This window comes from Janthinobacterium pasteuri (assembly GCF_051380775.1).
Classification (GTDB): domain Bacteria; phylum Pseudomonadota; class Gammaproteobacteria; order Burkholderiales; family Burkholderiaceae_D; genus Janthinobacterium.
Map to the genome: position 1 here is coordinate 36,721 of NZ_JBNYXS010000034.1, position 13,457 is coordinate 50,177.

Here is a 13,457-nt window from a genome sequence, read left to right on the forward strand (position 1 = left end):
GGCGTGCTTCAGGCTGCCTTGGCGGCATGGCCCACGTCGACATTGGCCAGCATGTCGGTGACCATCTGCTCGACGCCGATCTGCGCTTTCCAGCCCCAGTCGGCGCTGGCCTTGCTGTCGTCCAGGCTTTGCGGCCAGCTGTCGGCGATGGCCTGGCGGCTGTCCGGCTTGTAGCTGATCTTGAAGTCCGGCACCATGTGTACGATGGCTTTGGCCAGCTGCTCCGGGTTGAACGACACGCCGGCCACGTTGTACGAAGAACGGATCTTGATCGATGTAGCGGGAGCGTCCATCAGTTCGATGGTGGCGCGGATCGCATCGGGCATGTAAATCATCGGCAAGGTGGTCGTCGCATCGAGGAAGCAGTCATAGCGCTCGCCGCGCAAGGCCGCATGGAAGATGGCGATGGCGTAATCGGTGGTGCCGCCGCCCGGAGGCGATTTGTAGCTGATGATGCCCGGGTAGCGAATGCTGCGCACGTCCACGCCATACTTGTTGAAGTAGTACTCGCACAGGCGCTCGCCGGCCAGCTTGCTGATGCCGTACATCGACGTCGGGTCCATCACCGTCATTTGCGGCGTGTTCACTTGCGGCGTGTTCGGGCCGAAGGCGGCGATCGACGATGGCCAGAAGATGCGCAATGGCTTGCCTGCCTCGCCCCGTTCGCGCGCCAGTTCCAGGGTATTGAGCAAGCCGTCCATGTTCAGGCTCCACGCCTTCAATGGCGCCGCCTCGCCCGTGGCCGACAGCATGGCCGCCAGCTGGTACACCTGGGTGATGCCTTCGTCGGCGATGATTTTCGCCAGGCCGTCCTTGTCCAGCACGTTCAGCTGCGCGTAGCGCTTGGCCTGGTACAGGTTGTTCGTGCCGATGTCGCTGGCGATGACGTTGTCCGCGCCGTGCTGCTGCGCCAGCGCGCCCACCAACTCACTACCGATTTGGCCGTTTGCGCCAATGACTAAGATGCGTTCCATGCTATTTTCCTGAATTCTTATTAGTTAGTAGTAGTGGTAGTGGTCAGCAGACCGAGTTCCTTGCCGGCCTGCTCGAAGGCGGCCAGCACTTGCACCAGCTGTTCACGCGTGTGGGCGGCCGACAGCTGCACGCGCACGCGCGCCTGGCCCATCGGCACGACAGGGTAGAAGAAGCCCGTCACCAGCACGCCCAGTTCATACAGGCGGGCGGCGAATTGTTGCGCCACGGGAGCGTCGAACAGCATCACGGGAACCACCGGATGCGTGCCTGGCTTGATGGTAAAGCCGATGCGTTCGATTTCGCTGCGGAAGAACGCCGTGTTTTCATGCAGGCGGTCGCGCAGTTCCGTCGACTTGGCCAGGCGTTCGAGCACCGACAGCGAAGCGCCGGCGATCGATGGCGCCAGGGTATTCGAGAACAGGTACGGGCGCGATTTCTGGCGCAGCGTGTCGATGACTTCCTTGCGCGCCGAGGTAAAGCCGCCCATGGCGCCGCCCAGGGCCTTGCCCAGGGTGCCCGTGATGATGTCGATGCGGCCCATCACATTGTGATGTTCGTGCGTGCCGCGGCCCGTCGCGCCCATGAAACCGGAGGCGTGGCATTCGTCGATCATCACCAGCGCGCCATACTTGTCGGCCAGGTCGCAGATCTTGTCGAGCTGCGCAATCGTGCCATCCATCGAGAATACGCCGTCCGTGACGATGACTTTATGGCGCTTGCCGGCGGCAATCGCCGCTTGCAGCTGCACTTCCAGGTCCGCCATGTCATTGTGCGCATAGCGGTAGCGGCCAGCCTTGCACAGGCGGATGCCATCGATGATGGAGGCGTGGTTCAGCGCGTCCGAGATGATGGCGTCGTTTTCATCGAACAGTGGCTCGAACACGCCGCCGTTGGCGTCGAATGCGGCCGCGTACAAAATCGTGTCCTCGGTCCCCAGAAAAGCGGAAATCGCCTGTTCCAGTTCCTTGTGCACGGTTTGCGTGCCGCAAATGAAGCGCACGGACGACAGGCCGTAGCCGTATTTTTGCGTGGCGGCAATCGACGCTTCCTGCGTCTGCAGGTCGCCGGACAGGCCCAGGTAGTTATTCGCACACATATTGATCAGGGTACGGCCATCGTCGCACACCACTTCAGCGCCCTGGCGCGAGGCGATCACGCGCTCGGGCTTGTACAAGCCCTGCTGGCGCAGTTGATCGAGATTCTGTTGCAGACCGCTGAAAAAGGTGTTCTTCGCTTGCTCGCTCATGATGATCCTTGTGTGTCGTATGGGTGGTCTCTGCCGCCATAGGTGAAAAGCAGCCGCTTGACCGGTGCGCGCAGTATGCTGTACCGTGAAGCGCTGTTTGAAGTCTACACGTTTCCGTGTTTTTCCTCAAAATCCACTATTTCGAACTGAAATTCAATATAGTGGATATTACCCAAGCCTTTTGAACTTTGCAAGCCACCTGCCGATGAAAACCAGCGTTTCGACCAATTCTCCCCCTGAAGTGGGTGCCACCCTGCAACGGCTGCGCCTGGCGCGCGGCCTGACACTGGAGGATTTATCGCGCATCGCAGGCGTTTCGAAGTCCATGCTGTCGCAAATCGAGCGCGAAAAAGCCAATCCCACCATCGCCATCACGTGGCGCCTTGCCAACGCCCTGGGCGTGCAGATCGGTGAGTTGCTCTCCAGCGCAGAAAAGGCCGTGGAAACCATCCGCATCACGGATGCCCACGAAACCCCCACCCTGCCCGGCGACCATGCGGGCTACGTGCTGCGCATCCTGGGGCCGATGGAACTGGCGGGCAAATACGAATGGTATGAAGTGACCCTGGCGCCGGGCGGCGAACTGGCGTCGCAGCCGCACGATCCCGGCACCACCGAGCATTTGACTGTCATCCACGGCAACCTGGAGCTGGAAGTAGGTACGGCAAAGAAAAAGGTCAAGAATGGTGGCACGGCGCGCTATCCGGCGGACCAGCCACATATCATCCGCAACCTGGGCAAGACCGAAGGCAAGGCTTTACTCGTGGTCATCCACAGGTAATAGCCCAAGGGCAAGAACTGGGGTCGTACCCTCAGGGTACGACCCCAGCGGCAGTGGGGTTCAAGTCAGGCACTGCATTCTCCAGTGCGCAATAAGCCCCTTCCATCATGCTAAGATTTTAGAATAGACAAGATTTCCAGGCCTGGATGTCTTCGCAGAGCGTCGCGGCACCTCCTGGCTCGTCCCAGCTCCGCCACACCGCGCGCGGCATCCAGGCATCCACTGTTTTTACGGAGCCCCGCGATGACCATTTCCGACAGCACCACCACCTTCCACAACAAGAAAGTCGTCCAGTACGATCCGGACCTGCCGTTCGACGCCGCGCCCGACATCGTCTACCGTTTGTCGCTCGAATACGATGACGAGCGCAAGATGGAGGAGCTGATTGGCGGCTTCCTCGCCAAGGCCGACAGGAACACACTTGAAGCGCTGATCCTCGGCATGTGGGGCGACCCGTACGAATCGGGCGCCGACGAAGTGATCGCCGCGCTGATCGCCCACGCGCCGCAGCTGCCCAATTTGCGCGCCCTGTTCATTGGCGACATGACGTACGAGGAATGCGAAATCTCGTGGATCGTGCAAGGCAGCTACAAGCCCCTGCTGGACGCCTTCCCGCAGTTGCTGGAATTGCGCATCCGCGGCGGCAATGAACTCGTCATCGAACCGTTCGCACACCAGAACCTGCGTCGGTTCACCATCGAAGCGGGCGGCCTCGATCAAAAGATCGCCGAGGCGCTGGCGCAATCGAGCATGCCGCAGCTGGAACACCTGGAACTGTGGCTGGGCACGGACGACTATGGCTTTTCCGGCGACGTGGCGCTGTACCGCAAGGTGCTGGCGCAGCTGACTGTGCCGACCCTGCGCTACCTGGGCTTGCGCGACGCGGAAATCGCCGACGACCTGGCCGTGTGGCTGGCGGAAGAACCGCTGGTGGCGCAGCTCGACACCCTCGACCTGTCGCTGGGCACCATCGGCGAACTGGGGGCCGTGGCCGTGCTCAATCACACGCAGCTGGGCATGTTGAAGCGCCTGGACCTGTCGCACCATTACATTTCCGCGGAAAACCAGGCCAAGCTGAAGGAGCTGCCCTTCGAGGTGGTACTGGACGACCCGCAGGAAGAGGACGAAGACGACGGCGAAAGCTACCGCTACGTGGCCGTGGGCGAATAAGCGGAGTTGCCTCCTTTGCCCACGCCTCTCACCCTGCTGGCCACCGCCGGCAGCAAGCGCGTGCGCCTGATGCAGGCGGCGCGCGCGCAACTGCGCCTGCCGCCCGCGCAGGTGCTGGAATGGCGCGACTGGCTGGCGCAGCCGGATCTGCTGCCCGCATCCTTGCGCCATCCCGGCCTGTTGAAGATCGAGCCCCCCGGCGACGATCCCGCCGCCCACCTGCTGTTGCTGCAGGCGGGCTGCCGGCTGCTGGACCGTCCACTGGTCGCCGCGCCCGCACATGGCGAACTGCTAGCCATGGACGCCTGGTTTGCCGGTTTTAGCGCTGCCATGGCCGGCCTGGCGACGCAGCTGGCCGAGCTGCCGCAAACGCGCGTGGTCAATGCGCCGGCCGAGATCAGCCTCATGACGGACAAACTGGCTTGCCAGCGCCATCTGGCCACGCACGGCGTTCCCATACCGGCCTTGCTTGGACCCGTGCATGGCTACGAGCATTTGCAAGCGCTGCTGCGCGAGCATAAGCTCGACCGCGTGTATTTAAAACCGTGCTACGGCTCATCCGCGTCCGGCGTCGTCGCCTACCGGCGCAACAGGACGGGCCGCCAGCAAGCCACCACCTCGGCCAACGTGTCGCAGGCGGACGGCAAGACACGTTTGTTCAACGTCAAGCGCATGGCGCGCTACGCAGCGGAACACGACATCGCGGCTCTCGTCGATGCGCTGGCCGCGCAACAGCTGTACGCGGAAGCGTGGCTGGACAAGCCGCGCTGCGGCGACAGCCATTACGATCTGCGCGTCGTGAGCGTGGCGGGCCAGCCCGCGCACCGGGTGGCGCGCATCGGCGACCAGATGATGACCAATCTTCACCTCGACAACCGGCGCGGCGACGCGGCCGGCCTCCTGAATACTGCCGACATGCAGGCACTGGAGGAAACCGCCGCCCTGGCCGCGCGCGCCTTCCCCCACAGCCACGTGACGGGCTACGACCTCGTGGTGCGCCAGGGCCAGGCCCATGTGCTGGAAGCGAATGCCTTCGGCGACCTGTTGCCAGGACTGCTGTGGCAAGGCGCAGACACTTACGCAGCACAACTGACCCATGTTTAAAGACACACCGAGCATCCCCGACATGCACGCCATCGTGGGCAGCCACGACATCGTCTTCATCACGCTCGACACCCTGCGCTATGACGTGGCGCAAGCGCTGTACGAGGCGGGCGAACTGCCCGTGCTGGGGCGCTTACTGCCGCCAGGTGGCTGGGAACGGCGCCACTCGCCCGCCACGTTCACCTACGCGGCGCACCAGGCCTTCTTCGCCGGCTTTTTGCCCACGCCGGCCGCGCCGGGCCGCCACCCGCGCCTGTTCGCCAGCGCTTTTGCGGGCAGCGAAACGACATCGCCGCACACGTTTGCGTTCGAGGAAGCGGACCTTCCCGCCGCGCTGGCCGCACGCGGCTACCGCACCATCTGCATCGGCGGCGTGGGTTTCTTTAATAAACAGACCGCGCTGGGCACCGTGCTGCCGTCGCTGTTCCAGGAAAGCCACTGGAGCGCGGGCATGGGCGTGGCCAGCCGCCACTCGACGCAAAAACAGGTGGCGCTGGCCATAGCCCGCCTGGCAGACGGCGACCAGCGCACCTTTTTGTTCATCAACGTGGCCGCCCTGCATACGCCGAACCGCGCCTACCTGCCCGGCTGCCGCGCCGACTGCCTTGAAAGCCATGCGGCGGCCCTGCGTTACGTGGATAGCGCGCTGACGCCCCTGTTTGCCGCCTGCGCCGCGCGCGCGCCCACCTTTGCCATCGTCTGCTCGGATCACGGCAGCGCGTATGGCGAGGATGGCTACCGGGGCCACAGGGTGGCCCACGACAGCGTGTGGAACGTGCCGTATGCGCACTTTTTCATCGCCCCCGATACCGATACACCTGCCAAGGAATCCCCACCGTGAACCCAGCCGAACAACCTGGCACCCTGGCGCAGCGCATGCGCCACACGCCCTACCAGGCGTATTCCTATTCGTATCCGCACAAGGCGGCGTACCGCGCCTTGCCGCAAGCGGTGCCGCTCGCCCCCCTGTGGGCGCGGCAAGACCGCTCCGCCCTGTTCGCCTACATTCACATCCCGTTTTGCGAGATGCGCTGCGGCTTTTGCAACCTGTTCGCCATGGCCCGGCCCAGCGCCGAGATGGTCGAGCGCTATGTACAGCAAGTGCTGGTACAGATGCGCGCCCTGGCCGGCGCGCTGGGCGAACGGCGCTTTGCCCGCTTCGCTCTGGGCGGCGGCACGCCCACCTATCTGTCGCCGGCGCAGCTGGACACCTTGCTGTGCGGCGCACGCGACATCCTCGGCATCGACCTGCAACATACGCCGGCCGGCATCGAAGCGTCGCCCGAAACCATCACGGCGGAACGGCTTGCCGTGTGCCGCGCGCACGGCATCGACCGGGTCAGTCTGGGCATCCAGAGCTTTGCCGCCGGCGAAATGCGCGCGCTGGCGCGTCCCCAGCAAAACGCCACCGTGCATCACGCCATCGGTCTGATACGCGCTGCCGGCTTTCCCACCCTGAACCTGGACCTGATCTACGGCATCGCCGGGCAAACCGTCGCCAGCCTGCTGGCCTCCATCGACAGCGCGCTGGCTTTCCGGCCCGAGGAAATCTATCTGTATCCGCTCTACGTGCGCGAACAGACGGGTCTCGGCAAGGTGGCGCGCCGCCAGGGCGCGGAGTCGCTCAACCCCATCATGCTGGCGCGCGATGGCGACAGCCGTTTGACCCTGTACGCGGCCGCGCGCGACCATTTGCGCGCGCAAGGCTACGAGCAGGTCTCGATGCGCATGTTCCGCGCACCCCATGCGCCGGAACAGAACGGTCCCTCGTACTGCTGCCAGAACGATGGCATGGTGGGCTTGGGCGCGGGCGCCCGATCCTACACCTCGCGCCTGCACTATTCGAGCGAGTATGCGGTGGCGAGAACTGAGACCATCGGCATCATCGACAACTACCTTGCACTGGATGAAGCACGCTTCGCGCAGGCCGAACATGGCTATGTGCTCGACGATGCAGAACAGCGCCGCCGCTACGTGATCCAGTCGCTGCTGACTGAACCTGGCCTGGACCGCGACGCCTACACGGCACGCTTCGGCACGCGCTGCGAAGAAGACTTGCCGCAGCTGGCCGAGCTGCATGCGCTGGAATTGGTGCAAGAGGATGGCCCGCTGCTGCGCCTGAACGACCGTGGCTATGCCTACGCCGACACCATCGGCCCGTGGCTGGCCTCCGACACGGTACGCGCGCTGATGGCCGAAGGCGGCCAGGCGTGCTGACAACGCCGACAGACACGCTGTCCCTGCTGTACCGCGGCACGCTATCGAGCTGCAACTACGCCTGCGGTTACTGCCCGTTTGCCAAAAAGCGCGACAGCCGCGCCGTGCTGGCCCGCGACGCGCGCGAAGTGGCGCGTTTTACCGGCTGGGTGGCGGCGCAAGACCGGGCCATCAGCGTGCTGTTTACACCCTGGGGCGAAGCGCTGGTGCGGCGCCACTATCGCACGGCCATGCAAACCCTGGCAGCCTTTCCGCACGTGCGCCAGGTAGCGCTACAGACGAACCTGTCCGGCCCATTGAGCTGGCTGGAGAACATGCACGGGCTGGAAAAGATCGGCCTGTGGTGCACCTACCACCCGGACCAGACGACACTTGCCCGCTTTCTCGCACGCTGCGCGCGCCTGGATGCCATGGGCGTGCGCTATTCCGTGGGCGTCGTCGCCATGACCGAGCACCTGGACGCCATCCGCGCCTTGCGCGCAGCCCTGCCCGCGCACGTCTATCTGTGGCTGAATGCGTACGACCGCCGTGGCCCCGGTTACTACGCTCCCGACGATCTGGCCTGGCTGGACGCCATCGACCCGTGGTTCGCGCAAAACCGCCGCCCGTCCCCCTCGCGCAATAAACCGTGCCTGGCGGGCGAAGCGTCGCTGTCCGTCGATGGCGACGGCGAACTGGCGCGCTGCCATTTCGTGTCCGAGCGGCTGGGGAATCTGTATCTGGATGAACTGGCGGACATGCTGCAGGAAAAGCCCTGCCCGCGCTTCAAGTGCGATTGCTATATCGGCTATGCGCAGCGCAAGGATTTGCCGTTTCAGGCGGTGTTTGGGGAGGGGGTGCTGGCGAGGATAACCCCAATACAAATACCGGGGTCGTACCCTGAGGGTACGACCCCGGCTTCTGCTTCGGATTAAAAGGTTACAGCGAGATTACTGCGCCGCCACCTTGGCCGGCTCCGCCGGTGCTGCCGGCGTCATCTTCAACGACCGGCTGAGGAAGCCCCAGCGGTCTGCCACTTCTTCGATTTGCTTGGTCGTCGGCTTGCCGGCGCCATGGCCCGCCTTGCTGTCGATGCGGATCAACACGGGTGCCGGGCCGCCTTGCGCTGCCTGGGCAGCAGCAGCGAACTTGAAGCTGTGGGCAGGCACGACGCGGTCGTCATGGTCGGCCGTGGTGATCATGGTGGCCGGATAGCAACCGCCCGCCTTCAGGTTGTGCAGCGGCGAGTATTTCACCAGCGCCTTGAACTGCTCGGCGTCGTCCGACGAGCCGTAGTCAGGTACCCAGCCCCAGCCCACGGTGAACTTGTGGAAACGCAACATGTCGAGCACACCCACTTGCGGGATGGCCGCGGCAAACAGGTCGGGACGCTGCGTCATGGCCGCGCCCACCAGCAGGCCGCCATTGCTGCCGCCGCCGATCGCCAGTTTCGATGGCGAGGTGACCTTGTTGTCCACCAGCCACTGTGCCGCGCCGATAAAATCGTCGAACACGTTTTGCTTGTTCAACTTGGTGCCGGCCTGGTGCCAGGCTTCGCCGTATTCGCCGCCGCCGCGCAGGTTGGCCATCACGTAGACGCCGCCCATTTCCACCCAGGCAAGATTGGCCACGGAGAAGCTAGGCGTCAGCGATACGTTGAAGCCGCCATAGCCATACAGATAGGTCGGATTCGTACCGTCGAGCTTCATGCCTTTTTTCGAGACGATGAACATCGGCACCTTGGTGCCGTCGCGGCTGGTAAAGAATTGCTGGCGCGTTTCAAAGGCGTTCGGATCGAAATCGACCTTCGGCTGGCGATACACGCTGCTCTTGCCCGATTTCATGTCGTAGCGGTAGATGGTCGCTGGCGTGGTGAAGCTGGTAAACGAGTAGAACGTTTCCGTGTCGCCACGCTTGCCGGCAAAACCACCGGCCGAACCGATGCCCGGCAGCTCCACTTCACGCACCAGCTTGCCGTTCAGGTCGACGATCTTGATTTGCGTTTGCGCATCTTTCAGGTAATCGAGCACCAGCTGGTTATTGATCAGGTTGACGGCGACCAGGGTTTCCGCGGTTTGCGGCACGATTTCCTTCCAGTCGGCCGGCGCAGCTTTGCGCGTATCGATGGCGATCACGCGCGATTTCGGCGCATTGTTGTCCGTCTTGAAGAAGAACACGGGGCCGTCATTGTCGATGAAGGAATACGATGCGTCGAACGCTTCCAGCAAGCCCACCACCTTGGCGTTCTTCTGGCGCAAGTCCTTGTAAAAGACGCGGTTCTTGCGTTCCGTGCCCTGCGTAGCCGTGATGATCAAATAATTGCCGTCATCGCTGACGGTGCTGCCGCCGAATGCCCATTCCTTCTGGTCGGGACGGTCGAAGACCAGCACGTCGTCGCTTTGCGGCGTGCCGATTTTGTGGAAATACAACTTCTGGAAGTAATTGATGTCAGCCAGCTTGGTCGCTTCATTCGGCGCGTCATAGCGGCTATAGAAAAAACCCTTGTTGTCCTTGGTCCACGAGGCGCCCGAGAACTTGGCCCACTTGATGTGGTCCGTCAAATCCTTGCCCGATTCGATATCGCGCACTTTCCACTCGTTCCAGTCGGAACCGGAAGCGGACGTGGCATAGGCCAGGTATTTGCCGTTCGGGCTGATCGAGGTGCCGGCCAGCGCCACCGTGCCATCGGTGGACAGGGTATTCGGGTCCAGCAGCAGGCGTGGCTCGTCCGTCAGTTTTTTTACCGTGTACAGCACGGCCTGGTTCTGCAAACCATCGTTGCGGCTGTAGAAGTAGCGGCCGCCCTGCTTCGTTGGCGTAGAGAAACGCTCATAGTTCCACAGCTTGGTCAGGCGCTGCTTGATCGCGGCGCGCTCGGGGATGGTGCCCAGGTAAGACTGCGTCAGCTTGTTTTGCGCCGCCACCCATTCGCCCGTTTCCGCACTGTTGGCGTCTTCCAGCCAGCGGTACGGATCGGCGATGGTGGTGCCGAAATAGCTGTCTTGCTGGTCGACTTTTTTGCTGAGCGGATACGTCACGGGAGCGCCGTCGCCTGCCGGGCATGCTGGTGCGGACTGTGCCATGGCATTGCCACCGAAAGCGGCCAGCAAGCTGAATATGAGGGTTGCACTACGTAATTGCATGGGTTGTTTGTCTCATTGTTGGATGTCGAGGAAAGCAGGCCGCTCAAACACGCGTGGCGGCTGCCCATGTTGACTTTCGCCAAGAGAAATCATAGCGCGGATTGCCACTTTTAAAGCACAGTTATCTGAGCGATTTGCCGTTTTTTGTTTGCCATTTTCACAGGAAACGCCGTGGTAAATCACGTTTTTGGGGAGAATCGGCAAACTGAGGGGCAGGAAAGAAACATTGTCAAAAGCTAATACGTTTCATCAAGCTGTCATAAATCTTCTTTACTATAGGCAAGATGTTCATGGCCCGCCCAGAGGCCGTGCCGCCACATCCGCCTATGCACACTCTCGCCCTCCCTTCCACCACCGCCGCGCCGCCTGGCGCGATGCCATCGAATGTAGCTTACCTGAAGCCACCATCAGCCCCCATGTCCATCGAAGGTACGGATGCCTTGCACGATATCCTGGCGGGCCGCAAGCTCAGCGCGCTGTTCCAGCCCATCATCCACATGCACAGCGGCGACATCATCGGCTACGAAGGCTTGATACGGGGCCCGTCCGACAGCCCCCTGCACGCGCCGATGAATCTGTTCAAGGTGGCGCGCGCGCATGACCTGACCCTGGAAGTGGAACACCTGTGCCGGCAAGTGGTGCTGGAACGCTTTGCCGAACTGCAGCTGCCCGGCAAGCTATTTCTCAATGTCAGCCCCGAATGCCTGCTGCTGCGCAATGCCCGCCATGGGGAAACGCTGGAATACATCGAGCACATCGGCATCAATCCGGACCGTGTCATCATCGAGCTGACGGAAAACCAGCCCACCTACGATTACGAGCTGATGCGCGAAGCGGTAATGCATTACCGCAATATGGGTTTCCAGATCGCCATCGACGACCTGGGCGAAGGCTTTTCCAGCCTGCGTCTGTGGTCGGAACTGCGCCCTGAATACGTGAAAATCGACATGCATTTCATCCAGGGTATCAATCATGACCCTGTGAAACTGCAATTCGTGCGCTCGATCCAGGAAATCGCGGAAAAATCGGGCACGCTGGTGATTGCCGAAGGCATCGAGGCGCAGACGGAATTGCTGGTCTTGCGCGACCTGGGCGTGGCCTTCGGCCAAGGCTATCACCTGGGCCGTCCCAACGCGGTGCCGGCGCGCGCCCTGCCGGCCGAAGTGGTGCAGGCGCTGGGGCGCAACGGCGTGGCCGTGTATCCGCAACGCAGCAGCCTGGAAAAGAACGGCGCCAGCATCCGCAAGCTGCTGCACAAGGTGGCGGCCGTTTCGCCCGAGAAAAACAATAACGAGGTGTACGACATTTTCCTGAAGGAACCGAAGCTGATGATCATCCCCGTCGTCGATGACGGCGTGCCGCTGGGCCTGATCAGCCGCTTTGAAATGATCGACCACTTCGCCCGCCCCTACCAGCGCGAACTGTATGGCAAGAAATCGTGCAGCCTGTTCATGGATGCCACGCCTCTCGTTGCCGACCACGAGACGAGCTTGCAGGAACTCAGCTACACCATGGTGCAATCGGATGCCCACCATCTGTTCAACGGCTTCATCATTACCGAACACGGCCGCTACCTGGGCATGGGCACGGGACACGACCTGATGCGCGAAATCACGCAGATGCAGATCAATGCGGCCCGTTACGCCAATCCGCTGACGCAACTGCCGGGCAACGTGCCCATCAACGAACATATCGACCGCCTGCTGCACAGCGGTAGCCGCTTCTGGGTCTGCTACTGCGATCTCGACCACTTCAAGCCCTTCAACGATGTGTATGGCTACCGCAAGGGTGACGACGTGATCCAGCTGACGGGAGAAATCCTCAGCAGCCATTGTGACCCGAACCGCGACTTCATCGGCCACATCGGCGGCGACGATTTCATGATTCTGTTCCAGAGCGAAGACTGGGAAACGCGCTGCCAGGCCATGCTGGAGCGGTTTGCCGCCGCCATCCTCGCCTATTACAGCACAAGCGACTGCGAACGGGGCGGCTACATCAGCGAAGACCGGCAGGGCAAGAAAGTGTTTTATTCATTGATCAGCCTATCCCTGGGCGTCATCAAGGTCGAGGCGCACCAGTACTACACCCACCATCAGATCGCCACGCAGGCGGCGGAAGCGAAGAAGCAGGCGAAGAAAATCCACGGCAACAGCCTGTTCCTGGACCGGCGGCAAGGCACGGGCGTGGCGCGCATGGATGCCTAGCCAGGGGCAATAGCAAGAAAATGCATGGGGATCAGATACGCACGAGGTCGCCAAATGCATTGCTGCTGCGCGCAGCGGGCAAGAATGCCAGGCTGATCAGGTCGCCATCGCGGCGCGCCTGCACGCGGCAACCGCCCAAGGGCACATCCACGAACAGGCCGCCGTATGCCGTGTCCGGTTCCAGGCCGCCGCCCGTGACGTCTTCCCCGGCACCGATGAAGACGCGGCCCGAGACCACGGCCAGATGCACGCTCACGTGCGGCTCGGAAAGTTCATCGTGCACGACCAGGTCATACGCACCGTCGCCACCCACGTTGAAAAAGGCTCTGTCCCCGATAAGTAGGGGAATTCCGAGAATTTTCCTGGGGCCCTGCTGTCTGACGGTACATATTAGACAAACGGGAGCCTTCCATGCAGCCAGCCCAGTGGAAAACCTTCATCGCCCAGTTCACCGCACTGAGCCAGCGTCAACGCCTGGCGAGCATCACCCTGCTGCGCGGGGCAGCGCCGCAGGACGCCGTCGTGGCACTCGTCGAAAGCGTGGCCCGGCAGCGCTTGCACTGTCCTGCCTGCAACAGCAGCCATGCTCACCGGCATGGCCACGCGCACGGACTGCAGCGCTATCGCTGTGTGGCCTG

Annotated in this window: 12 protein-coding genes; 8 read left to right on the forward strand and 4 right to left on the reverse strand. The window is 62.5% G+C overall.

Annotated elements, in window-relative coordinates; translation table 11 throughout:
- Nucleotides 1-8: 8 nt before the first annotated feature.
- Both ACQ4WN_RS24280 and kbl read right to left on the reverse strand, forming a co-directional pair.
- Nucleotides 9-974, reverse strand: a complete 966-nt coding sequence (locus tag ACQ4WN_RS24280; RefSeq protein WP_436553824.1) for an NAD-dependent epimerase/dehydratase family protein — start codon at nt 972-974, stop codon at nt 9-11.
- Nucleotides 975-994: 20 nt separating this feature from the next.
- The gene (kbl, locus tag ACQ4WN_RS24285; protein WP_436553825.1) at nt 995-2,221 is read right to left on the reverse strand and encodes a glycine C-acetyltransferase; all 1,227 of its coding nucleotides are present in this window, start codon (nt 2,219-2,221) and stop codon (nt 995-997) included.
- Nucleotides 2,222-2,426: 205 nt separating this feature from the next.
- Here kbl and ACQ4WN_RS24290 point away from each other — a divergent pair, with 205 nt between their 5' ends.
- The 6 genes from ACQ4WN_RS24290 (at nt 2,427) to ACQ4WN_RS24315 (ending at nt 8,407) form a co-directional block, all read left to right on the forward strand.
- The gene (locus ACQ4WN_RS24290) at nt 2,427-3,002 is read left to right on the forward strand and encodes a helix-turn-helix domain-containing protein (RefSeq protein ID WP_230538158.1); all 576 of its coding nucleotides are present in this window, start codon (nt 2,427-2,429) and stop codon (nt 3,000-3,002) included.
- Nucleotides 3,003-3,245: 243 nt separating this feature from the next.
- Entirely contained in the window at nt 3,246-4,172 is a 927-nt protein-coding gene (locus ACQ4WN_RS24295) for an STM4015 family protein (RefSeq protein ID WP_436553826.1), read from the forward strand.
- A gap of 15 nt (nt 4,173-4,187) precedes the next feature.
- Nucleotides 4,188-5,276, forward strand: coding sequence for an STM4014 family protein (locus ACQ4WN_RS24300; RefSeq protein ID WP_436553827.1), 1,089 nt, complete (start codon nt 4,188-4,190; stop codon nt 5,274-5,276).
- Entirely contained in the window at nt 5,269-6,117 is an 849-nt protein-coding gene (locus ACQ4WN_RS24305) for an STM4013/SEN3800 family hydrolase (RefSeq protein ID WP_436553828.1), read from the forward strand. The genes ACQ4WN_RS24300 and ACQ4WN_RS24305 overlap by 8 nt, the downstream gene beginning before the upstream one ends.
- Nucleotides 6,114-7,493, forward strand: a complete 1,380-nt coding sequence (locus tag ACQ4WN_RS24310; protein ID WP_436553829.1) for an STM4012 family radical SAM protein — start codon at nt 6,114-6,116, stop codon at nt 7,491-7,493. The genes ACQ4WN_RS24305 and ACQ4WN_RS24310 overlap by 4 nt, the downstream gene beginning before the upstream one ends.
- Nucleotides 7,487-8,407: an STM4011 family radical SAM protein gene (locus tag ACQ4WN_RS24315; RefSeq protein ID WP_436553830.1), complete on the forward strand. Its 921-nt coding sequence runs from the start codon at nt 7,487-7,489 to the stop codon at nt 8,405-8,407. Before ACQ4WN_RS24310 ends, ACQ4WN_RS24315 begins: the two co-directional genes overlap by 7 nt.
- 15 nt (nt 8,408-8,422) lie before the next feature.
- On the opposite strand, the gene ACQ4WN_RS24320 is transcribed toward ACQ4WN_RS24315, so the two are convergent.
- On the reverse strand, nt 8,423-10,615 hold the full coding sequence (locus ACQ4WN_RS24320; RefSeq protein WP_436553831.1) for a prolyl oligopeptidase family serine peptidase: 2,193 nt from the start codon (nt 10,613-10,615) through the stop codon (nt 8,423-8,425).
- A 416-nt stretch (nt 10,616-11,031) separates the two neighbouring features.
- Here ACQ4WN_RS24320 and ACQ4WN_RS24325 point away from each other — a divergent pair, with 416 nt between their 5' ends.
- Entirely contained in the window at nt 11,032-12,819 is a 1,788-nt protein-coding gene (locus tag ACQ4WN_RS24325) for a GGDEF domain-containing protein (RefSeq protein WP_436553832.1), read from the forward strand.
- A 31-nt stretch (nt 12,820-12,850) separates the two neighbouring features.
- Here ACQ4WN_RS24325 and ACQ4WN_RS24330 read toward each other — a convergent pair whose 3' ends face one another.
- On the reverse strand, nt 12,851-13,240 hold the full coding sequence (locus ACQ4WN_RS24330) for a DUF6386 family protein (RefSeq protein ID WP_436553835.1): 390 nt from the start codon (nt 13,238-13,240) through the stop codon (nt 12,851-12,853).
- Between ACQ4WN_RS24330 and ACQ4WN_RS24335 the strand changes: the two genes are divergently transcribed.
- Nucleotides 13,231-13,457: IS1/IS1595 family N-terminal zinc-binding domain-containing protein (locus tag ACQ4WN_RS24335; RefSeq protein ID WP_436553833.1), on the forward strand; the 227-nt coding region annotated here is incomplete at its 3' end. The two genes, ACQ4WN_RS24330 and ACQ4WN_RS24335, sit on opposite strands and share 10 nt — an antisense overlap.